20 protein-coding genes are annotated in these 22119 nt (G+C 64.0%); 13 read left to right on the top strand and 7 right to left on the bottom strand.

Annotation, left to right across the window (positions count from 1 at the left end; translation table 11 throughout):
- The first annotated feature begins 163 nt into the window (after positions 1 to 163).
- Positions 164 to 529 (top strand): 30S ribosome-binding factor RbfA, encoded by a 366-nt coding sequence (rbfA, locus tag L0U83_RS08230; protein WP_042272510.1) that lies wholly within the window; start codon positions 164 to 166, stop codon positions 527 to 529.
- Between the two features lie 8 nt (positions 530 to 537).
- A complete protein-coding gene (gene truB / locus L0U83_RS08225) occupies positions 538 to 1506 on the top strand; it encodes a tRNA pseudouridine(55) synthase TruB (protein ID WP_233881735.1) in 969 nt (322 codons plus the stop codon).
- 105 nt (positions 1507 to 1611) lie between these two features.
- Here the strand turns inward: truB and L0U83_RS08220 are convergent, their stop codons facing one another.
- The 4 genes from L0U83_RS08220 to L0U83_RS08205 form a co-directional block, all read right to left on the bottom strand.
- Entirely contained in the window at positions 1612 to 3177 is a 1566-nt protein-coding gene (locus tag L0U83_RS08220; protein WP_233881734.1) for a DHA2 family efflux MFS transporter permease subunit, read from the bottom strand.
- Between the two features lie 104 nt (positions 3178 to 3281).
- Complete coding sequence (locus L0U83_RS08215) at positions 3282 to 4547, bottom strand: EmrA/EmrK family multidrug efflux transporter periplasmic adaptor subunit (RefSeq protein ID WP_233881733.1); 1266 nt, start codon at positions 4545 to 4547, stop codon at positions 3282 to 3284.
- A gap of 65 nt (positions 4548 to 4612) precedes the next feature.
- Positions 4613 to 6214 carry an efflux transporter outer membrane subunit gene (locus tag L0U83_RS08210; RefSeq protein ID WP_233881732.1) on the bottom strand — a complete coding sequence of 534 codons (1602 nt, stop codon included), beginning with the start codon at positions 6212 to 6214 and terminating at the stop codon, positions 4613 to 4615.
- An 86-nt stretch (positions 6215 to 6300) separates the two neighbouring features.
- Positions 6301 to 6807, bottom strand: a complete 507-nt coding sequence (locus L0U83_RS08205) for a MarR family winged helix-turn-helix transcriptional regulator (RefSeq protein ID WP_233881731.1) — start codon at positions 6805 to 6807, stop codon at positions 6301 to 6303.
- Between the two features lie 479 nt (positions 6808 to 7286).
- Between L0U83_RS08205 and typA the strand changes: the two genes are divergently transcribed.
- The 6 genes from typA (at position 7287) to L0U83_RS08175 (ending at position 17081) form a co-directional block, all read left to right on the top strand.
- On the top strand, positions 7287 to 9113 hold the full coding sequence (gene typA / locus L0U83_RS08200) for a translational GTPase TypA (RefSeq protein ID WP_233881730.1): 1827 nt from the start codon (positions 7287 to 7289) through the stop codon (positions 9111 to 9113).
- Positions 9114 to 9452: 339 nt separating this feature from the next.
- Positions 9453 to 12317: a 2-oxoglutarate dehydrogenase E1 component gene (locus L0U83_RS08195; protein WP_233881729.1), complete on the top strand. Its 2865-nt coding sequence runs from the start codon at positions 9453 to 9455 to the stop codon at positions 12315 to 12317.
- Between the two features lie 105 nt (positions 12318 to 12422).
- On the top strand, positions 12423 to 13691 hold the full coding sequence (gene odhB, locus L0U83_RS08190) for a 2-oxoglutarate dehydrogenase complex dihydrolipoyllysine-residue succinyltransferase (protein ID WP_233881728.1): 1269 nt from the start codon (positions 12423 to 12425) through the stop codon (positions 13689 to 13691).
- Positions 13692 to 13804: 113 nt separating this feature from the next.
- Positions 13805 to 15235 carry a dihydrolipoyl dehydrogenase gene (lpdA, locus tag L0U83_RS08185; RefSeq protein WP_233881727.1) on the top strand — a complete coding sequence of 477 codons (1431 nt, stop codon included), beginning with the start codon at positions 13805 to 13807 and terminating at the stop codon, positions 15233 to 15235.
- A gap of 115 nt (positions 15236 to 15350) precedes the next feature.
- On the top strand, positions 15351 to 16448 hold the full coding sequence (gene zapE / locus L0U83_RS08180) for a cell division protein ZapE (RefSeq protein ID WP_233881726.1): 1098 nt from the start codon (positions 15351 to 15353) through the stop codon (positions 16446 to 16448).
- Positions 16449 to 16625: 177 nt separating this feature from the next.
- Entirely contained in the window at positions 16626 to 17081 is a 456-nt protein-coding gene (locus L0U83_RS08175) for a transposase (RefSeq protein WP_233881725.1), read from the top strand.
- Positions 17082 to 17186: 105 nt separating this feature from the next.
- Here L0U83_RS08175 and L0U83_RS08170 read toward each other — a convergent pair whose 3' ends face one another.
- Positions 17187 to 17651 carry a DUF2147 domain-containing protein gene (locus tag L0U83_RS08170; protein WP_233881724.1) on the bottom strand — a complete coding sequence of 155 codons (465 nt, stop codon included), beginning with the start codon at positions 17649 to 17651 and terminating at the stop codon, positions 17187 to 17189.
- A gap of 425 nt (positions 17652 to 18076) precedes the next feature.
- Here L0U83_RS08170 and L0U83_RS08160 point away from each other — a divergent pair, with 425 nt between their 5' ends.
- The gene (locus tag L0U83_RS08160) at positions 18077 to 18826 is read left to right on the top strand and encodes a DUF2968 domain-containing protein (RefSeq protein ID WP_233881723.1); all 750 of its coding nucleotides are present in this window, start codon (positions 18077 to 18079) and stop codon (positions 18824 to 18826) included.
- Between the two features lie 134 nt (positions 18827 to 18960).
- Here the strand turns inward: L0U83_RS08160 and L0U83_RS08155 are convergent, their stop codons facing one another.
- Together L0U83_RS08155 and hfq are read right to left on the bottom strand one after the other, a co-directional pair.
- Positions 18961 to 19149, bottom strand: coding sequence for a hypothetical protein (locus L0U83_RS08155; RefSeq protein ID WP_233881722.1), 189 nt, complete (start codon positions 19147 to 19149; stop codon positions 18961 to 18963).
- A gap of 222 nt (positions 19150 to 19371) precedes the next feature.
- Positions 19372 to 19863, bottom strand: coding sequence for an RNA chaperone Hfq (hfq, locus tag L0U83_RS08150; protein WP_233881721.1), 492 nt, complete (start codon positions 19861 to 19863; stop codon positions 19372 to 19374).
- Between the two features lie 396 nt (positions 19864 to 20259).
- Here hfq and L0U83_RS08145 point away from each other — a divergent pair, with 396 nt between their 5' ends.
- From L0U83_RS08145 to L0U83_RS08130, 4 genes are read left to right on the top strand one after another with little or no spacing between them, the layout of a single operon-like run.
- Positions 20260 to 20460, top strand: a complete 201-nt coding sequence (locus L0U83_RS08145; protein WP_233881720.1) for a hypothetical protein — start codon at positions 20260 to 20262, stop codon at positions 20458 to 20460.
- 25 nt (positions 20461 to 20485) lie between these two features.
- Entirely contained in the window at positions 20486 to 20632 is a 147-nt protein-coding gene (locus tag L0U83_RS08140; protein ID WP_233881719.1) for a hypothetical protein, read from the top strand.
- Positions 20633 to 20644: 12 nt separating this feature from the next.
- On the top strand, positions 20645 to 21208 hold the full coding sequence (locus L0U83_RS08135) for a sigma-70 family RNA polymerase sigma factor (protein WP_373321024.1): 564 nt from the start codon (positions 20645 to 20647) through the stop codon (positions 21206 to 21208).
- On the top strand, positions 21205 to 22107 hold the full coding sequence (locus L0U83_RS08130; protein ID WP_373321023.1) for an anti-sigma factor family protein: 903 nt from the start codon (positions 21205 to 21207) through the stop codon (positions 22105 to 22107). The genes L0U83_RS08135 and L0U83_RS08130 overlap by 4 nt, the downstream gene beginning before the upstream one ends.
- The last annotated feature ends 12 nt before the right edge of the window (positions 22108 to 22119 follow it).

Genomic DNA, 22119 nt, shown 5'->3' with positions numbered 1-22119 from the left:
TACACAGCGGCGCCCGCGGGCCGGCCTTCGGGCCGCCCGCCTGGCCGATAACGGGCGGGGCAGGCGCTGGCCAGCCCCGCCCGTTTTGTTTTTGCGCGGCCGTGTGCGCCTCCATGGACGCAACGTCGCCTGAATGCCTCGCAGATAAAGAGGTGGAACCATCATGCCGAAAAAACGTACTTCCCCGAATCGCAATGTGCAGATCGCGGATCAGATTCAGCGCGATCTGTCTGAGCTGATGCGCGAAGTGAAGGACCCGCGAATTGGGCTCGTGACGATCCAGAGCGTCGAACTCACGCCGGACTACGCGCACGCCAAGGTCTACTTCACGACCCTCACGGGCGACCCGAAGACCACCCAGGAAGCGCTCAATCACGCCGCCGGCCACCTGCACAACCAGCTCTTCAAGCGCCTGCACATTCACACGGTGCCGACGCTGCATTTCCACTATGACCAGTCGGTCGAGAAGGGTGTCGAGATGTCGCGCCTGATCGACGAGGCGAACGCGACGCGCGCGAAGGACGACTGACGCGGGCAATGACTGCATCATCGAAAAAGAATCAAGGCGAAGCGCGTCCGAAGGTGCCGCGCCGCCTGCTCGACGGCGTGCTGCTGCTCGACAAGCCCGTTGGCCTTTCCAGCAACGACGCGTTGATTCGCGCGAAGCGGCTTTATCGCGTGAAGAAGGCCGGTCATACCGGCACGCTCGATCCACTCGCGTCGGGCCTGTTGCCGCTGTGCTTTGGCGAAGCGACCAAGTTTTCGCAGGATCTGCTCGAAGCCGACAAGACTTATGAAGCGACCATGCGCCTCGGCATTCGCACCGCCACTGGCGACGCCGAAGGCGAGGCGATCGAAACGCGCGAGGTCTCCTGCGACGAAGCCGCGGTGCGTGAAGCGATGACGCGTTTCTTAGGCGACATCGTGCAGGTGCCGCCGATGTATTCGGCGCTCAAGCGCGACGGCAAGCCGCTGTATGAATATGCGCGTGCGGGTCAGACGGTCGAGCGCGAAGGGCGCGAGGTAAAAATCCTTGCGCTGGAGATGATCGCGTGCGCGCTTCCCGCGCTTCCTGAAGTCACGTTTCGCGTGACGTGCAGCAAGGGCACGTACGTCCGCACGCTGGCCGAGGACATCGGCGAGGCGCTGGGCTGCGGTGCGCATCTCGTGATGCTGCGGCGCACGGGCGTGGGCGCGCTCACGCTTGAGCATGCGGTGACGCTCGACGCGCTCACTGCCGCCGACGAGCCCGAGCGCGACACCTGGCTGCGCCCCGTCGATGCGCTGCTCTCCACGTTCCCTGCCTTGACGCTCAATGAAGAAGCGGCGCGCCGCTTCACGCATGGCCAGCGCCTGCCGCTGAACGAACTGGTGCTCGATCGCGCCGTTTGCGAAGCGGCCGAACGCGTGCGCGTGTACGCGGAAGATGGGCGATTGCTCGGCGTCGCGAAGGCCGCGAACGGCGTGCTTGCGCCGGAGCGGCTGGTAGTGAGCGGCTCCGCCTGAGCGAACTCGAATCGCGCCCGGAGCGCACAAACAAAAACGGCACGCCGGTGAATAACCGGACGTGCCGTTTTGCTATGGACAGCCCCAAGCGCTAACGCATCAACCTCAATGCGCCGCTGAAGCCGCCGCGCCCGCGTCCGCACCGCCGGAACGCTCGGGTTTCGTGATCCAGATCAGCGCGATCAGCACGATGAAGATCACCGAGGAAATCCAGAACAGGTCATTCACGCCGAGTTGTGCGGCCTGCTGCGAGAGCATGCTGTCGAAGAGCCCGTGCGCCTGGGAAGGGTCGAGACCCGCGCCCTGAAACTGCTGCATCGACTGGTTGAAGATCGGATTGGTCGGCGTCGCCACTTCGGTCAGGCGTGCATGGTGAAACGTCGTGCGGTGATCCCACGCCGTCTCGAAGATCGAGGTGCCGATACCGCCGCACATGATCCGCACGAAGTTCGACAGGCCCGAGGCCGCCGGAATGCGATGGCCTGGCAGACCCGAAAGCGTGATCGACACGAGCGGAATGAAGAGGCCCGCCATGCCGATGCCCTGAATGAGCGTGGGCAGCGTGAGCGCCCAGGTGTCTACGCCAGTGGTGTAGCGCGAACGCATCCAGAAGCACAGCGCGAACACGATGAACGCGGCCGTCGCGATATAGCGCGGGTCGGTGCGCGGCAGGATCTTGCCGGTGATCGGCGAGAGCAGGATCGCGAAGAAGCCCACGGGCGCCATCACGAGACCTGCGTCGGTGGCGGTGTAGCCGATTGAGGTTTGCAGCCACAGCGGCAGTAACACGAGGTTGCCGAAGTACAGGCCGTAGCCCACCGAAAGCGCGACCGTGCCGCCCGTGAAATTACGCCGCGCGAACAGCGACAGGTCGACCACGGGGTGATCTGCGGTCAGCTCCCACACCACAAAGAACGCAAATGCGATCACGGCGGTGAGTGCGAGCACGACGACCGTGGTGGACGAGAACCAGTCGAGGTCCTTGCCCTTGTCGAGCATCACCTGCAGCGAGCCCACCCAGATGATGAGGAGCGCGAGGCCCACGCCGTCGATCGGCGCCTTCTTCACGACCGAATCCCGGTTGCGGAAGATCGCCCACGTGGCGAGCGCCGCGACGATGCCGACGGGGATGTTCACGTAGAAGATCCACGGCCACGAGATGTTGTCGGAGATCCAGCCGCCCAGAATCGGGCCGGCCACTGGCGCGATTAGTGTTGTCATCGACCACATCGAGAGCGCCATGGGCGCCTTCGCGCGAGGATAGCTCGCGAGCAGCAGCGTTTGCGAAAGCGGAATCATCGGACCGGCTACGGCGCCTTGCAACACGCGCGAGGCCAGCAGGAAGGGCAGTGTGGGCGCGAGGCCGCACATCCACGACGAGATCACGAACAGGATGATCGACGCCATGAAGAGGCGCACCTGGCCGATGCGGTCGGTGAGCCAGCCCGTGAGCGGCACCGAGATCGCGTTGGCCACCGCGAACGAGGTGATGACCCACGTGCCCTGGTCCGACGATACGCCGAGGTCGCCCGAGATCGACGGGATCGACACGTTCGCGATCGAGGTATCGAGCACGTTCATGAACACCGCGAGCGACACCGCAATGGTGCCGATCACGAGTTGCGCGCCCTGTAAAGGTGGATGCGCGACGGGTTGTTGTGGAGCTGCCATTGCGTCCTTTCTTGTTGACCTGTTGGTGGGCACGCGAAACAAAGCGGCGCGGGCTGAGGATCAGCCCGCGCCGGCGTTTGCGAGTGCTTTTGTCAGGGCTTCAATCAGCCTTTCACGCCGGGCTTCGCCGCGTGAGCGGACGACACCTGCGCCTTCACGGCTGCATTGCTGGTCGCGCTGCTGCTAGCTGCCTTATGCGCATTCGGGCCGGCGTTTTCGGCGATGATGCGCGCGATCTCCGCATCGGCTTCTGCGCCGTACTTGGCGAACACATCGGTCTCGTAGACGGTGTTCTGCGCATTGCCGAGCTGCGTGCCCGAATCGTTGCGGATGTTCACGTCTACCTGCATCGAGAGCCCGATACGCAGCGGATGCTTCAGGAGGTCTTCCGGATCGAGCGAGATACGCACCGGCAGACGCTGCACCACCTTGATCCAGTTACCCGTGGCGTTCTGCGCGGGCAGCAGCGAGAAGGCCGAGCCCGTGCCCGCCGAGAAGCCCACCACCTTGCCGTGATAGACCACCGACGAGCCATACACGTCGGCCGTCATCTCGACCGGCTGGCCGATGCGCATGTGCTTGAGCTGCACTTCCTTGAAGTTGGCGTCGACCCACAGCGAGTTCAGCGGCACCACCGACATCAGCGGATTGCCCGGCGAGACGCGCTGGCCCACTTGCACCGAGCGCTTGGCCACGTAGCCGGTAACCGGCGCGGGCAGCGTGTTGCGTGCGTTCGCCAGATAGGCGTCGCGCACCTTGGCGGCGGCGGCTTCCACGTTCGGGTGATTGGCAATGGTCGTGTTCGCGGTCAGCGCGCGGTTCGCCGCGAGCTGCTGCTGCGCGGCTTCGAGCGCGGCTTCGGCACTGCGCACGGCGTCGCGGGCGTGCGAGATCTCTTCTTGCGAGACGGCGCCCGTCTGCGCGACCTGCATGCGGCGGTGCAGGTCGTCTTGCGCACGCGAGAGGTCGGACTGGCGGACCGCGACTTGCGCTTCGTACTGGCTGTCGTCGGCGAAGAGGCCGCGCACCTGGCGCACGGTCTGCGCGAGTTGCGCTTCAGTCTGCTCGAGCGTGACGCGCGCGTCGGCCGGGTCGAGCAGCACGAGCGGGTCGCCGACGTTGACGGTTTGCGTGTCGTCCGCTTTCAGTGCGATCACCGTGCCGGTGACCTGCGGCGTGATCTGCACGACGTTGCCGTTCACGTAGGCGTCGTCCGTGCTTTCGGTAAAGCGCGCGACGAGGAAGTAGTAGAGGCCGTAGGCAACGGCTGCAATCACGATCACGAGGACAAGCAGCGTCATCATGCGCTTGCGCTTGCCGCTGTTCGCGTTCGGCTGCGGATTGGCTGCCGGCTGCTGGGGGGTGCTCATGGAAGGATCTCCGGATGCTTGCGTGCTGTTCGTTCAGTTTTTGATGTTCGTGTGCTGCTAGACGCTCAATTCGGCACGGGCGCGGCGTTTGCCGCGTTTGTCGCTGCCGCCGCGTTCTGCGGCGAGCGCGTACCGCGCCACGGTGCGCCGTTCACGTCGCTCTGGCCGCGCGCTTCGCTGCCAACAACGGCCGGCGGCGTGAGCCCCGCGCCTTGTGCTTCAAAGCCGCCGCCAAGCGATTTGATGAGCGCCATCTGCTGGTCGCGGCGCTGCGCCTTCAGGTTCGACACCGTCTGCTCCGCGGCGAGGCGGTTCTGGTCGGCGGTGAGCACCTGAAGCTGCTCGGAGAGCCCCGCCTTGTAGCGAATCACGGCGAGCTGCCAGGCTTTGGTCGACGCGTCGAGTGCGCGATCGGCGTCGACGAGCTGCTTGTCGGCCGACCGGATCGTCGACACGTCGGTCGCGACGTCCTGGAAAGCGCCGATGAGCGTCTGGTTATAGTTCGCCACATCGAGCTCGAAGTCGGCGTAGCGGCCCTTCAGTTGTGCGCGCAACGCGCCCGCATCGAAGAGCGGCAAATGCACGGCCGGCCCAAACTGCGCCTGTCGGCTCGTGAAGTTCAGGAATTTGCCCCAGCCGAACGCATCGAAGCCGAAGCCCGCTGCGAGGTTCACGTCGGGGTAGAACTCGGCCTTGGCTTCCTTCACGTCGTGCATCGCGGCTTCCACTTGCCAGCGCGCGGCGACGATGTCGGGGCGGCGCGCGAGCAGGTCGGCCGGCAGATTGTCGGGGAGCGCGACGTTGGCGACCGGATTGAGCACCGGCTGCGCAATCTGCAGGCCGCGGTCCGGGCCCTTGCCGAGCAGCGCGCCGAGCTGGTAGCGCGTCGTTTCGATCTGGCCGTCGATCTGCGAGAGGTTGGCCTGGCTCGTCGCGATGTTGCCGTTCGCGGTCTGTTTCTCGACGTTGGTGTCGAGCCCCGCCACTACGCGGCCGTCCGTGATCGTGCCGATGGTCTTGCGGTTGTCGATCTCGTGCACGGCGATGGCGCGCAGCTCGTAGAGCTGGGCGAGCTGGTTGTACGTGCGCGCAACCGAAGAGGCGAGCGTGATGCGCGCCTGCTGCATGTCCGCCTCGGCGGCACGCTGCGCGGACACGGCTTGCGCGAGGCGCTGGCGGTTCTTGCCCCAGAGGTCCAGATCCCACGAGGCGCTGGCGAGCACGTTGTTCTCGCTATACCAGGTGCCGCCGTACGGGGGCGGGAAGAGGGCGTTGGCCGAATACAGTTCGCGGGTCCACGAATAGCTCAGGTTGGCCTTCGGGAAGAGCGCCGAGCGCGAGGTTTCGATGTACGACGAAGCCTTGGCAAGGCGCGCCTGCGCCTGAGCGATGGTCGGGCTGCCTTCGAGCGCCTCGTCGATCAGCTTGGGCAGCTGCGGGTCGCCGAACTGGTTCGCCCAGTCGAGCGTGGGCCACTGGCCGCCTTGCGCCGGAATGCTCTGCGAGCTTTCGAACTGCTGCGGCTGATCGATCGTCTTGTCGCTCTTGATGCCGATGTAGTTCGCGCAACCCGAAAGGGCGAGCGCCGCGACCGCGGCGGCGACCGCCGCCCGGCAGGACAGCGCCCGCACGGCCGGAACTGGCGCAAACTCGGTTTGGGATTTCATTGCTCGTCTCGATGCGTGAGAGTGTGTGGTGATACTGGACGATGCAGCTATTTTCTTGTTCGGTGATTTCAAATTTGCTTGCCCCGTCAGCAATTCTCGGACGGGTTCGAGTTCGAACTCTGGCTAGCTTCGCAGCTATTCGAAAGAATCCGCCGCAACATGCTCTTCAGGAAGCCGACTTCCTCAGGCGTGAATCCGGCAGAGAGATGTTCCGTAACGCTGCGGAAAATCGCCGGCATGCGCGCGGCAATGGCAAGGCCTTCGGGCGTGAGCGCGAGGCGCACCGCGCGACGGTCTTCGGAGCTGCGCACGCGCTTCAGGAGCCCGCGCTTCTCCAGCCGGTCGACGAGCCGCGTGACGGCGCTTGCGTCGATGCCGTACTCACGTGCGAGTTCGGCTGCGAGCGTGCATTTGCCGGTTGCCACCATGAAGAGAATGCTGGCTTGCTGGCTCGTGACGCCAAGTTCGGCTACGGCGCGCTGGGTGACCATGTTCGACATCGTCGATTTCACCCGCGAGATCAGGTAGCCGACGCTTTCGCCGAGGTCATAATCGCGAACTTCGGGCGGGGGCGTGGGAGTCGGATCCGTCATGATTCTGCTGCGACTGCAATGGTTGACCAGGCAGGGATTATAGGGGCGGTTAGTTGACGCGGCAAGGTTTATTCTGCCTTTGCCGAGAAACCTTTGCAGCGTAGGGGCTTAATCCGGCACCGCGAGCATGGGACAATGCGGCATGGACGGCGCGCCGGTTGGGGTTGATGTGGCGTTACGCCAGTTCCACTGCGCCAGGTTGAGCCGTCAGTCAATCTGGCCACCGGCCGTTTGTCAGGCCGTCGCAGGCGTTGCGCGGTTGCGACGCTGGTCACCCCGATCCAGGGTGCTCCCTGATATGCGCAGGATCAATTCATCTGCGCGTGCTATAATTTCAGGTTCCCAAAAGTGCGCCATTTGCAGCGATGCTGAATTGACCCGCCGGCAGTAGTCCGGGGTGGATCGAAGCGGCGGCCGCGCGCCCTCGCCGGGCCTGCCAGCAGGGCATGCGCGGCGCACTCAACTGTACCCAGGTTCCTATGTCCCGCGCTCTTCGCAACATCGCCATCATTGCCCACGTCGACCACGGCAAGACCACGCTCGTCGACCAACTGCTGCGCCAGTCCGGCACCTTCCGCGACAACCAGCAGGTCGCCGAACGCGTCATGGACTCGAACGACATCGAAAAAGAGCGCGGGATCACGATTCTCGCTAAGAACTGCGCGGTCGAGTACGAAGGCACCCACATCAATATCGTCGACACCCCGGGCCACGCCGACTTCGGCGGCGAAGTGGAGCGCGTGCTCTCGATGGTTGATTCGGTGCTGCTGCTCGTCGACGCCGTGGAAGGCCCGATGCCGCAAACGCGCTTCGTCACGAAGAAGGCGCTCGCGCTCGGCCTGAAGCCGATCGTCGTCGTCAACAAGATCGACCGTCCGGGCGCCCGCATCGACTGGGTGATCAACCAGACGTTCGACCTGTTCGACAAGCTCGGCGCGACCGAAGAGCAACTCGACTTCCCGGTGGTGTACGCCTCGGGCCTGAACGGCTACGCATCGCTCTCCGCCGACGCGCGCGAAGGCGACATGCGTCCCCTGTTCGAGGCGATTCTCGAACACGTGCCGGTGCGCGACGCCGATCCGGAAGGTCCGCTCCAGCTCCAGATCACCTCGCTCGACTACTCGACGTACGTCGGCCGTATCGGCGTGGGCCGCATCAAGCGCGGCCGCATCAAGCCGGGTCAGCCGGTGGCGCTGCGCTTCGGGCCGGACGGCGACGTGATGAATCGCAAGATCAACCAGGTGCTGTCGTTCAGCGGCCTGGAGCGCGTGCAGGTCGATTCGGCCGAAGCCGGCGACATCGTGCTCATCAACGGTATTGAAGACATCGGCATCGGCGCGACGATCTGCGCGGTCGACACCCCCGAAGCGCTGCCGATGATCACGGTGGACGAGCCGACGCTCACGATGAATTTCCTCGTGAACTCGTCGCCGCTCGCAGGCCGCGAAGGCAAGTTCGTGACGAGCCGCCAGATCCGCGACCGTCTCACGAAGGAACTGAACCACAACGTCGCGCTGCGCGTGAAGGACACCGGCGACGAAACCACGTTCGAAGTGTCGGGCCGTGGCGAATTGCACCTCACGATCCTGATCGAAAACATGCGCCGCGAAGGCTACGAGCTGGCCGTGTCGCGTCCGCGCGTGGTGCTGCACGAAGTCGACGGCGTGAAGCAGGAGCCGTACGAAATGCTGACCGTGGACGTCGAAGACGGCCACCAGGGCGGCGTGATGGAAGAGCTGGGCCGCCGCAAGGGCGAAATGCTCGACATGGCTTCGGACGCCCGCGGCCGCACGCGTCTCGAGTACCGCATTCCGGCGCGTGGCCTGATCGGCTTCCAGGGCGAGTTCATGACGCTCACGCGCGGCACGGGCCTGATGAGCCACGTGTTCGACGCCTACGGCCCGGTCAAGGAAGGCACGCTCGGCGAGCGCCGCAACGGTGTGCTGATCTCGCAGGACGACGGCGCCGCTGTCGCCTACGCACTGTGGAAGTTGCAGGACCGCGGCCGCATGTTCGTGAAGCCGGGCGACGCGCTGTACGAAGGCATGATCATCGGCATTCACAGCCGCGACAACGACCTCGTCGTGAACCCGATCAAGGGCAAGCAGCTCACCAACGTGCGCGCCTCGGGCACTGACGAAGCCGTGCGCCTCGTGCCGCCGATCCAGATGTCGCTCGAATACGCAGTGGAATTCATCGACGACGACGAACTCGTGGAAGTCACGCCGCAATCGATCCGTCTGCGCAAGCGTCACCTGAAAGAGCACGAGCGTCGCCGCGCGAGCCGCGAAGGCGCTGCCGAGTAATTTGCAGTTCTATTGCTTTTTTCCGCACTGCAATGCAAACAGACTTACAGAAAAGCCGCCGCTTTGTGGGCGGCTTTTTTGCGTCTGGCGGGGATTGTATTGCGGTGCAGGAAGAGAGTATTGCGAACGCCGCAAAGGCCCAAGCAAAAAGGCTTTCCGCGTGCTGTTCGGTCGCATTGCATCCTGTGGAGAGATGCGCATATGCGCTATACTCCGCGGATGCATGATTTAGGTCCTTCCAAGCAGACTTGATTCGCAATCCGCTAAACGGTCAGGCCGTGGCGCGGAAGGTTGAGTAACCCGCTATTTCTCGAGAAACTCGAAGAAAGGTGAGCGTAAATGTCGGAAACGATGAAGCAATTCCAGCTGAACTCCTATCTGTTCGGCGGCAATGCTCCGTATGTCGAAGAGCTATACGAAGCATATCTTGACAACCCTGCGTCCGTTCCGGACACCTGGCGTGAATACTTCGACGCACTGCAAAACGTGCCGTCGTCGAGTGGCACGACCGACAACGACATCGCCCACGGGCCGATCGTCGAGTCGTTTGCACAGCGCGCAAAAGCCAATGCATTCGTGCCGAAGGGCGGCGGCGAAGATCTTGCCACGGCACGCAAGCAAGTCTACGTTCAGTCCCTGATTGGCGCTTATCGATTCCTCGGCTCGCAATGGGCCAATCTCGATCCGCTGAAGCGTCGCGAGCGCCCGCCCATCCCCGAACTCGAACCTGCGTTCTACGACTTCACCGAAGCCGATATGGACCAGACGTTCAGCGCCACGAACCTGTATTTCGGTTTCGAGCGCGCGTCGCTGCGTGAGATCGTCAAGGCACTGCGCGACACGTACTGCGGCACCCTCGGCGCCGAGTACATGTACATCAGCGATCCGGAACAGAAGCGCTGGTGGAAGGAACGCCTCGAGTCGATCCGCTCGACGCCGAACTTCTCGAACGACAAGAAGAAGCACATCCTGCAGCGCCTCACGGCCGCCGAAGGCCTCGAGCGCTTCCTGCACACCAAGTACGTCGGCCAGAAGCGCTTCTCGCTCGAAGGCGGCGAATCCTTCATCGCCGCGATGGACGAAGTCGTCCGTCACGCAGGCGCGAAGGGCGTGCAGGAAATCGTCATCGGCATGGCTCACCGTGGCCGTCTGAACGTGCTGGTCAATACGCTTGGCAAGATGCCGGCTGACCTGTTCGCCGAATTCGAAGGCAAGCACGTCGACGACCTGCCGGCCGGCGACGTGAAGTACCACAAGGGCTTCTCGTCGGACGTCTCGACCGAAGGCGGCCCGGTCCACCTGTCGCTCGCGTTCAACCCGTCGCACCTCGAAATCGTCAACCCGGTGGTCGAGGGTTCGGCGAAGGCCCGTATGGATCGCCGCGGCGATGCGGACGGCCTGCAGGTGCTGCCGGTGCAGATCCACGGCGACGCGGCCTTCGCCGGCCAGGGCGTCGTGATGGAAACGCTGAACCTCGCGCAAACGCGTGGTTACGGCACGCACGGCACGCTGCACATCGTCATCAACAACCAGATCGGCTTCACGACCTCGGACCCGCGCGACGCGCGTTCGACGCTCTACTGTACCGACGTGGTCAAGATGATCGAAGCGCCGGTGCTGCACGTGAACGGCGACGATCCGGAAGCGGTCGTGCTGGCTATCCAGCTCGCGGTCGAATTCCGCATGCAGTACCACAAGGATGTCGTGGTTGACATCATCTGCTTCCGCAAGCTCGGCCACAACGAGCAGGACACCCCGGCGGTCACGCAGCCGTTGATGTACAAGACGATCGCGAAGCACCCGGGCACCCGTGCGCTGTACGCCGAGAAGCTCGTGCAGCAGGGCGTCATCACGGCGGAAGACGGCGACAATTACGTCAAGGCCTACCGCGCCGCGATGGACGAAGGCCACCACACGGTCGACCCCGTGCTCTCGAACTACAAGAGCAAGTACGCGGTGGACTGGGTTCCGTTCCTGAACCGCAAGTGGACCGACGCAGCCGACACGGCAGTGCCGCTCGCCGAACTCAAGCGTCTGGCAGAGCGCATCACCACGATCCCTGAGAACTTCAAGGTTCACCCGCTGGTTGAGCGCGTCATCAACGACCGCCGCGCGATGGGCAAGGGCGAAGCGAAGCTCGACTGGGGCATGGGCGAACACCTCGCGTTCGCGTCGCTGGTCGCTTCGGGCTACGCAGTTCGCCTGACGGGCCAGGACTCGGGCCGTGGCACGTTCACGCACCGCCACGCCGTTCTGCACGACCAGAACCGCGAGCGCTGGGACGACGGCACGTACGTGCCGCTGCAGAACATCGGCGAGAACCAGGCTCAGTTCACGGTGATCGACTCGGTGCTGTCGGAAGAGGCCGTGTTGGGCTTCGAATACGGCTACTCGACCGCTGAACCGAACACGCTCGTCGCGTGGGAAGGCCAGTTCGGCGACTTCGTCAACGGTGCGCAGGTCGTGATCGACCAGTTCATATCGTCGGGCGAAGTGAAGTGGGGCCGCGTTTCGGGTCTCACGATGCTGTTGCCGCACGGCTACGAAGGCCAGGGTCCGGAGCACTCGTCGGCGCGTATCGAGCGTTTCCTGCAGCTGTGCGCCGAGCACAACATGCAGGTCGTTCAGCCGACCACACCGGCTCAGATCTTCCACGTGCTGCGCCGCCAGATGATCCGCCTGTTCCGCAAGCCGCTCATCATCTTCACGCCGAAGTCGCTGCTGCGTCACAAGGAAGCCGTGTCGGATCTGTCCGAACTCGCGAAGGGCACGTTCCAGCCGGTCATCGGTGAAGTGGACGAAGCCATCGACGCGAAGAAGGTCAAGCGCGTGGTCGCCTGCTCGGGCCGCGTGTACTTCGACCTCGTCGCGCACCGCCGCGAAGCGAAGGCGAACGACGTCGCGATCATCCGTATCGAACAGCTCTATCCGTTCGCGCACAAGCAGTTCGAAGCGGAGCTGAAGAAGTACGACAACGCGACCGAAGTGGTCTGGGTGCAGGACGAGCCGCAGAATCAAGGCCCGTGGTTCTACATCGAGCACCACCTGAAGGAAGGCATGAAGGAAGGCATGAAGCTCGCGTACAGCGGCCGTCCTGCTTCCGCATCGCCGGCTGTTGGCTACTACGCGAAGCATTACGAGCAGCAGAAGTCGCTGATCGAAGGTGCGTTCGGCCGCCTGAAGGGCGCGCAGGTCGCGAAGTAAGCACTAGAGCAACCGAACCGGGAAAGCGTGTGAATTCAAAGCGCGCTTTCCCGCGCTCAAGTGCGCGACCCGGTTCGTACCCAGATACGTATTCAGGAACATCAAATGGCTATTGTTGAAGTCAAGGTCCCGCAGTTTTCGGAGTCGGTGTCGGAAGGCACGATGCTGCAGTGGAAGAAGAAGCCGGGCGAAGCAATCGCTCAGGACGAAGTCGTCATCGAGATCGAAACCGATAAGGTCGTCCTCGAAGTGCCCGCGCCGGCTGCCGGCGTGCTGGCCGAGATCCTGATCGGCGACGGCGCGACCGTTACCAGCGAACAGGTGATCGCAAGGATCGACACGGAAGCCAAGGCTGGCGCCGCTGCGGCTCCCGCAGCTGCTGCCGCTCCGGCTGCCGCTGCACCCGCAGCCGCACCGGCTGCTGCTGTCGCCGCATCGACGGCGAGCAGCACTGTGGCATCGCCCGCAGCGACCAAGCTGATGGCAGAGAAGGGCCTCGCGGGCGGCGACGTCGCCGGCACGGGCCGCGACGGCCGCATCACGAAGCAGGACGTGCTGGGCGCTGGCGCACCGAAGGCCGCTCCGGCTGCTGCACCGGCTTCGAAGCCGGCTGCCGCCAAGCCCTCGCTGCCGCAAGTCAGCGCACCGGCATCGGCTGCGAACTGGCTCAACGACCGTCCGGAACAGCGCGTGCCGATGTCGCGTCTGCGTGCGCGTATCGCCGAGCGTCTGCTCGAGTCGCAGCAAACCAACGCCATCCTCACGACGTTCAACGAAGTGAACATGGCGCCGGTCATGGACCTGCGCAACAAGTACAAGGACAAGTTCGAGAAGGAACACGGCGTGAAGCTCGGCTTCATGTCGTTCTTCGTGAAGGCCGCGGTTCACGCTCTCAAGAAGTTCCCGCTCGTCAACGCGTCGATCGACGGCAACGACATCGTCTACCACGGCTACTTCGACATCGGTATCGCTGTCGGCTCGCCGCGTGGTCTGGTGGTGCCCATCCTGCGTAACGCAGACCAGATGAGCCTCGCCGACATCGAAAAGAAGATCGCCGAATTCGGCCAGAAGGCCAAGGACGGCAAGCTGTCGATCGAAGAAATGACGGGCGGTACGTTCTCGATCTCGAACGGCGGTGTGTTCGGCTCGATGCTGTCTACCCCGATCATCAACCCGCCGCAGTCGGCGATCCTCGGCGTGCACGCCACGAAGGAACGCGCTGTGGTGGAGAACGGCCAGATCGTGATCCGTCCGATGAACTACCTCGCGATGTCGTACGACCACCGCATCATCGACGGCCGCGAAGCTGTTCTGTCGCTGGTCGCGATGAAGGACGCGCTGGAAGATCCGGCTCGTCTGCTGCTCGACCTGTAATTCGCGTTGTAGCGCGAGCGTCGCTCGCGCAACCAGTCTCACACTGAGCGCCTCGCGCGCGGTTTCCGGAAGCCGGACACCGCGCGTGGCGTTCACGTCTCGAAAGGATGACCATGTCCAAAGAATTTGACGTCGTCGTGATCGGCGCCGGCCCCGGCGGCTATATCGCGGCGATTCGTGCTGCGCAGCTCGGCAAGTCGGTTGCCTGTATCGAAAAATGGAAGAACCCGGCCGGCGCGCTGAAGCTCGGCGGCACGTGCCTGAACGTCGGCTGCATTCCGTCGAAGGCGCTGCTCGCCTCGTCGGAAGAGTTCGAGAACGCCCAGCATCACCTCGCTGACCACGGCATCAACGTGAGCGACGTGAAGCTCGACATCGCGAAGATGCTTGCCCGCAAGGAAGGCATCGTCGAGAAGATGACGAAGGGTATCGAGTTCCTGTTCCGCAAGAACAAGATCACGTGGCTCAAGGGCCACGGCAAGTTCACCGGCAAGACCGACGCCGGCGTGCAGATCGAAGTGAGCGGCGAAGGCGAAACCGAAGTCGTCACGGCGAAGAACGTGATCATCGCGACGGGCTCGAAGGCGCGTCATCTGCCGGGCATTCCGGTCGACAACAAGATCGTCGCCGACAACGAAGGCGCGCTCTCGTTCGACACCGTGCCGAAGAAGCTGGCTGTGATCGGCGCGGGCGTGATCGGCCTCGAGCTGGGCTCGGTGTGGCGTCGTCTCGGCGCGGAAGTGACCGTGCTCGAAGCGCTGCCGGAATTCCTCGGCGCCGCTGACCAGGCGCTCGCGAAGGAAGCCGCGAAGCTCTTCAAGAAGCAGGGTCTCGACATTCACGTCGGCGTGAAGGTGGGCGAAGTGAAGGCCACCGACAAGAACGTCACGATCAACTACACGGACAAGGACGGCAACGCGCAAGTGCTCGAAGCCGACCGCCTGATCGTGTCGGTTGGCCGCGTGCCGAACACCGACAACCTCGGTCTCGAAGCAATCGGCCTGAAGGCCAACGAGCGCGGCTTCATCGACGTGGACGATCATTGCGCGACGAGCGTGCCGAACGTCTATGCGATCGGCGACGTGGTACGTGGCCCGATGCTCGCGCACAAGGCCGAAGATGAAGGCGTGATGGTGGCCGAGATCATCGACGGCCAGAAGCCGCACATCGACTACAACTGCATTCCGTGGGTGATCTACACCGAACCGGAAATCGCATGGGTCGGCAAGACCGAGCAGCAGCTCAAGGCCGAAGGCCGCGAGATCAAGACGGGCCAGTTCCCGTTCATGGCGAACGGTCGCGCACTCGGCATCAACAAGTCGGACGGCTTCGTGAAGATGATCGCCGACGCCAAGACCGACGAACTGCTCGGCGTGCACATCATCTCGGCCAACGCATCGGACCTGATCGCGGAAGCCGTGGTGGCGATGGAATTCAAGGCTGCCGCCGAAGACATCGGCCGCATCTGCCATCCGCACCCGTCGTTGTCTGAAGTCATGCGCGAAGCTGCACTCGCCACTGACAAGCGCGCGCTGAACATGTAAGCGCGAGAGGCAGGGCGGCCGACTTTTTTGGCCGCGCTGCCTTGATGTACCAGCATCACGTACGGAGGCGGGTGGGCTTTTGCCCTCCCGCCTTTCCTCATTTGCGGCCCGGAAAATGAACGTCACCGAATACTACGAAAACGAACTGCAGAAGCGGGGATACAAGCCCGATACGGCGCAACGCGCCGCGATCGACCGGCTGCAGCGGTGCTACGACGAGTGGGCAGCATACAAATCGCGGCGTTCGAACGCGCTCAAGAAATTTCTCATTCACCCGGACTTGCCACGCGGCGTGTACATGTGGGGCGGAGTCGGGCGCGGCAAGAGCTTTCTGATGGACAGCTTCTATGCTGTCGTGCCGCTGCAGCGCAAGACGCGTCTGCACTTTCACGAATTCATGCGCGAAGTGCACCGCGAGCTTGAAGAGCTCAAGGGCCAGGCCGATCCGCTCGACGAACTCGCGCGCCGCATTGCGAAGCGTTATCGCCTGATCTGCTTTGACGAATTCCACGTCTCGGACATCGCCGACGCGATGATCCTCTACCGTCTGCTCGACCGTCTCTTCGAGAACGGCGTGCAGTTCGTGATGACGTCCAATTACGATCCCGATCTGCTCTATCCCGATGGCCTGCATCGCGACCGCATGCTGCCCGCGATCGAGTTGATCAAGAGCAAGCTCGACGTGCTCAACGTCGATGCGGGTGTCGATTATCGCCAGCGCACGCTGGCGCAGGTCGAGGTCTATCACACGCCGCTCGGCGCGGCCGCCGACAAGGCATTGCGCCACTCGTTCGCGGAGCTTGCCGCCGTGCCCGACGAAAGCCCGCTTCTGCGCATCGAGAAGCGCGAGCTCAAGGCCTTGCGCAAGGCTGACGGCGTGGTGTGGTTCGATTTCGCGACGCTGTGCGGCGGTCCGCGCTCGCAGAACGACTATCTGGAGCTGGCGAGCCGCTTTCACGCTGTGATCCTCTCCGGCGTGCCGCAGATGACGCCGCGCATGCAGTCCGAAGCGCGCCGCTTCACGTGGCTCATCGACGTGTTCTACGACCATAAGGTCAAGCTGCTGATGTCGGCCGCCGTGCCGCCCGAAGAACTCTATGTGGAAGGCCCGATGGCCAACGAGTTCACGCGCACGGTGTCGCGTATCGTCGAAATGCAGTCGAAGGAGTATCTCGAAACGCCGCGCCGTATCGTCGATACCGCCCTGACCTGATCGTATAACGTCAGGATTGCTTGACTTATCCGCGGCGACACGCGGGCGCCAGGCTGGTGCCGAGCCAGTCTCAAAATAGCGCTGCGGCACCTTTTTCAAGATTCGGAGTCGTCTGATATGGACGGCGGGGGCGAGTGGATATCGTTTGTCGGTACTGTTTCTGACAAAGGACCCTCCATGACCCCGCATCGCGATATTACCGACGAAGAATGGCAGCGCGTGATGCTGTTGCTGCCCGAACTGCGCCCGCGCACCGAGTTGCGCGGCCGGCCGCTCGCCAACACGCGCTCAGTGCTCAATGGCGTGCTGTGGGTCATGTATAGCGGCGCGACCTGGTCGGCCATGCCGCGTCGCTACCCTTCGTATCAAACCTGCCATCGCCGCTTCAAGACCTGGCACGACAATGGCGCGCTCAAGCGCGTGATGGGCGAGTTGTTCGGCGAAGAGGGCGTGACGTTGTGCGACACCATCGAAACGCGCATGCGCAAGCACGTGAGCCGCGCAGAAAAAGCGGCGCGCAGGCAGGAAGCCGCGCGCAACACGCCGCGCAATTCGCCGTTCGTCCCGGTGGCACCCGCGCCCGCGCCATCGCAGCCTTTCAACTATCGCTCCGTGTATCGTCACACGGCGTAACGCGGGTGCTTACGAAAACGGCCGAAGCGGCGCATGCCCGCTTCGGCCGTTTTTTTCTCTCAGGTTCGCTTGCCGGTCTGCACGCCGGTTCTCAGCTCAATCCGCTCACTGCTGGCGCACCCACGTCTGCGAACGGCCAAGCAGCGAAATGCCCATATAGCCGCGCACAACGAGTTTCTGGCCACCGTCTTCCGTGTGCATCTTGCAGCCATACACCTTGCCGTTCTCGGGATCGAGAATGTGGCCGCCATCGTAACCTTCGCCGGTTTTCTTCATGCTGTCGATGATCGTCATGCCGAGGATCAGCTGATCCTTGCGTGAGTCGGTGCAGGCCGTGCAGCGCCGGTCGGGCTGGTCATTTGCGCCAAGTCCCTTGATGACCTTGCCGCTCAGGTCGCCATTGGCGTCGGCGCTGATCTGCACGAGCGCCTTCGGTTGGCCGGTGTGGTCGTCGATGGTCTGCCAGACGCCGACTGGCGTGTCGGTCTGCGCGTGCGCGGCGAAGGCGCCGCACAACAGTGCGCTCGCCAGCGCGACGCGGCGCGCCGTGCGTCCCATGAATCGGTTCATGTCTTCCTCCACTGATGTTGTTTGTCGTGTCGATGCTGCCCGTGCAGTGCGACCGGCGCGCCACAAGGTCACGGCAGGATACTGGAAAGGATCGCGCGCGTTTGAGAGAAGGAACTCTAGTTTGACCAGGTACGGTGCGCCGCATCCGGTCGACGACCCGCTGGTGGCTATGGCCGCCGTTTGCCACGTCGACCCATGACCGATCGTTCGCGAGATCTGTTCGAATGCGATTTCGCCGCTTCGCGCCGGTGGACCAAAACGCCCGCTGGCGCAAGGTCACCACGCAATTCCTCGGAATTTTTTGCGAAGTGTTGTGGGAAAAGATACGTAATCGGCAAATTTTCTACGAGCGGCCCGAAACTCGTGAAAGTGAGTAATAATTGTGCCGATTTGTAAAAATTAGAACTGTTCAAAGCAGGTACTACATGGACTACAAGTGGAGAGTTCGTCGCACCGTCGTGGCGGCGCTGGTGTTAATCGGGGGAATCGGTACGGGCTGCGCACAGACGCTGCCTGACAATCCAGCAGCAAATGCAGCAGCGGCGCCCGTAGCACAGACCACCGCCGCAGCGGCCGTGCAGGACGAGGCCGCAACCGCTGCGTTGCCTATGGCGGCGAGCGCAGCGAGCCAGACGAGCGTACTTACGCCGGATGAAGCGAAGCAGAACGCCGCAGGCAACGTTGCCGAGCTGCAGCAGATGCTGCGAGGCTCGGAACTCGCCGAACTGCGCACGACGTACAACGGCTCCTATGGCGCGAGTCTGCTGTTTTACGGCAAGGAAATGACGTACTACGTCACGCTGTTCCAGAACAAGACGTTCTGGCGCGTGATCAAGACGAGCGACGAGACGCGCGCTGAAGCGATCTATCGCGACTTCGCGATGAAGTCGGGACAGCTCGCCGAAGTGGAAATCCGCCGTACGCGCCTCGAAGCGCAGAAGGCGTTCACGGATCGCATGATCGCGCTCACGCAGGACCACGCGAACCGGCTCCAGGCGGATCTGGCCATCGCGCGCGAACAGCAGGCGCTCGTCGCGGACCAGCAGAAGCAGAGCCGCGATCAGGCGAACGCATTGCTGGCACAGAAGACAGCCGCCCAGGCGCAACTGCGCACGGTGCAGCGTCAGGTGCGCGAGTTGCAACAACAGGTTGAAGGCGGTCTGCCGATCCGCTAATCAACAGTACGCGGGATGGCCTGGGCGCCGATTTGGCGTCTGGCCGTGCGAGACTGCAGATTCGGCACGAAAAAGGCGGAGCGTCATGCATGGACGCGCCGCCTTTTTTCATGGTGCGCTCGTGCAAGGCGCGCTCAGTGCTTGCCGTGGCGATGCGTGTCGCGGCCCTTGTGGGGTTCGTCTGCGGAATGGGGCTTGGGTTGAGAGCCGGTCGGCGACGGGTCCACGGCGATCGGGTCGCTCGCGGGAAAGGTTTCGTCGAGTGCTTCGTCGAGCGGGTCTTTCTGCGAGGGTTGCGGGGCTTTCGGCTTGGACGCGCTCATGGCGGTCTCCCTGGCGATATGCGTCACGTCAGAATAGCGCAAAGCCAAAATCGCGACCGCGAGCCACGACTGCCAGGCCGGTTCGCAGCGCGGCGCAATGAAACAGCAGTGAGCTGAACGAAGCGCGCGCGCAAACAAGCGGGCGCGCCTTGGCGCGCCCGTACTGTCCTGAAGATCGGCGTGACTGGCGTAGCGTGAAGCGAGTGCGCCAGCCCGGCGGCTTTAGCTGTTGCCCGAGCCTTCGCCGCCGTTGCCGCCGTTGTTCACCGCGCCGTAGAGGCGGCGGCGGCGCGTGACGACGACCGGGCCGTCCTGGGACGCACGATCGTTGCCGGATGCGCCCGACGGCGCGCCGGACGGCGCCGACCAGTTTTCGCGCGGCTCGCGCGATTCACGCGGTTCTCGTTGTTCACGCGGACCATGACCGCCATGGCTGCCGTGCGGGCCGCGGCTCGTATGCTCGCCGTGCGAGCTGCGAGCGCCGCCCGGGCGCGGACCCGGACGGGTGCCGGTGTCGAGCTGGATGGTCGAAATGGCGCGCTTGTAGATGCCTTGCAAGCCGACGGGCGTGCGCAGCATCACCAGGTACTGATCGAACGACTCGATGCATCCGGTCAGGCGAATGCCGTTGACCAGATAGATTTCGACGCGCTTTCTTTCCTTACGCGCGGCGTTCATGAAGTCGTTTTGCGGGTGCGATTCTGCGGAAGGCATGGACGAGATTTGGCCAGGCGGCGCAATGCCGCAATCAGTTGGAAACGTTTGCTCGCCGCGATTCTACCTTGTGTCGGCGAAGCGCGCGTGCGGGGAAGTAAGCTTACTGCAGAACTATACCGGCTCGCGGCCGCAACCGCAGATTGACGAAAAATGCATCGCTGTGTCCCTTGTCGTCGGCCGCCGGGAGGCGGGCGTCCGGATGACAGTTTGCAATGTGCAGCGACAGCGGTTTTCGAAAGAGAGGCCTGCTGGTGATACGTCACTCGGGCTGCGAGACCCGTGACGTTTCGACGCGCATGCGCTCACCCTCACAGCGTAGTCCATGACGGCCGGCCATGCTCGACCGATTCGAGGCCGTCCTGGGTTGGGTACCGTGCCGAATCGCTTGCTTACATGATGCATTTCGATCCGCGTGCGACGATTCTCGCGGTGCGCGAGGGCTTCGTTCCGTGCGGCGGCGCACGCGGGAGCGCCGTATTGGCACTTGATTGGCATCTGAGCGGCGCTTCATTGCCAGTTGATGGAGGGCGCGACGGCGCACGAAAAGCGAAATCGCCGCTTGCGCGGAATAAGCGCACCGGCTGCAACGTTTAACGCGATATCGGCAACGGAGGTGATCATGAACCGGTTTCGCAAAGTTCTCGCGTGTCTCGTCTGTGTGGCGCTGGCCGGCGTTGTGGGTGCGGGCCTTACCGCTTGCGGCGACATGAATCAGGGTGGGGCGTCGTCGACCAGTTCGGGCGGCTCGTCGGGTGGTGGCTACTGAGCGGCGTGCGGCGTGTTGCGTCAACCGTCGCCGGAGTTCGAAGCACAGGTCGTGGCGCAGCTCGCGCCGATGCGACGGTATGCGCGCGCCCTGACCGGCGACGCCGCCTGGGCTGACGATCTCGTGCAGGACGCCGCGGAGCGCGCGCTCACGCGCTGGACTTCGTTTCGCCCGCAAAGCAATCTGCGAGCGTGGCTGCTCACGATCCTGCGCCATCTCTACATCGACCAGTTGCGCGGCCGGCGCGAGATCGCCGTCGACGACGAAGCCGCACCGTGGCGCACGCTCGAAGCGCCGCACGGCGAGGTGGACGGACTCGTGCTGCGCGATCTGCAGCGGGCGCTTTATGCGTTGCCGGCGGCGCAGCGCGAGGTGCTGCTGCTCGTGTGCGTGGAGGAGTTGAGCTACAGCGAGGCGTCGGCGGTGCTCGGGGTACCGGCCGGCACGGTGATGTCGCGCCTCTCGCGGGCGCGAGAGCATTTGCGCGTGTTGCTCGACACGGGGCCGGTGCAGGATCCGGGGCGCGATTCGGCGCAACGCGCGACGCCCCTCAGGGTGGTGGGGACGCTACGATGAATGACAACGATCTCGGCCACGAACGCGAAGGCGCGCCGCCTGGTTCCCCTGAAAGCAGCGCTGAAGAGGATCTGGCGATGCTGGGTGCTTTCGTCGACGGCGAACTGCCCGCGGGCGAGCGCGACGCGTTGCAGGCGCGCCTCTCAGACGATCCGCGTGCGGCGGCGCGTGTCGCGGCTTATCGCGCGCAGAAGGCAGCGCTGCAGGCGTTGTGCGAAGGCGCGCGCGTGCCTGGCGAGGATGATGCGCCCGGTGCCACCGTGGCAGCCAGCGCTGCGCCCGCCGTTCTGGTGCTGCGTCCGCGCCTGCCGTGGTGGTGGCGCGCGGGCATCGCGGCGGCGTGGGTGGCCGTGGGCGCGGGGCTCGCGGTGACGGCCACCATGTTCGTGCCGCGGCTCGCGGGACTCGCGCCAGAACTGGTCGCCGGTTCGGCGCCGGGGGCCGCGAGCCGCGAATCTCCCGAAGCGTTCGCGCGCCGCGCTGACATCGCGTATGCCGTGTATTCGCCGGAGCAGCGGCATCCCGTGGAAGTGGGCGCCGCCGACGAGGCGCATCTCGTCGCGTGGCTCTCCAGGCGGCTCGGCAAGCCGCTCTCGGTGCCGTCGCTCGCCGAGTACGGCTATACGCTCGTGGGCGGGCGTCTCTTGCCCGGCAACACGGGGCCGGCTGCGCAATTCATGTACGAGAATGATGCGGGTGAGCGCCTCACGCTCTACGTGGGCAGTTCGGCCGCGGAGCGCGACCCCGTGCGCCTCTTGCGCGACGGTAACCGCCGCACGTTCTACTGGAGCACTGAACGCACGGGCTATGCGCTCTCGGGGCCGCAGACAGAACCGAAGCTGCACGAGATCGCGCTGGACGTATGCGGCGCGCTGGGCGGCAAGCCCGGGCAGTGGTGACCAGTGGCGAGG

Source organism: Paraburkholderia flagellata, from assembly GCF_021390645.1.
GTDB lineage: Bacteria > Pseudomonadota > Gammaproteobacteria > Burkholderiales > Burkholderiaceae > Paraburkholderia > Paraburkholderia flagellata.
The sequence above is the reverse complement of the archived record's forward strand: the minus strand, read 5'-3'. Positions and strand labels throughout refer to the sequence as shown.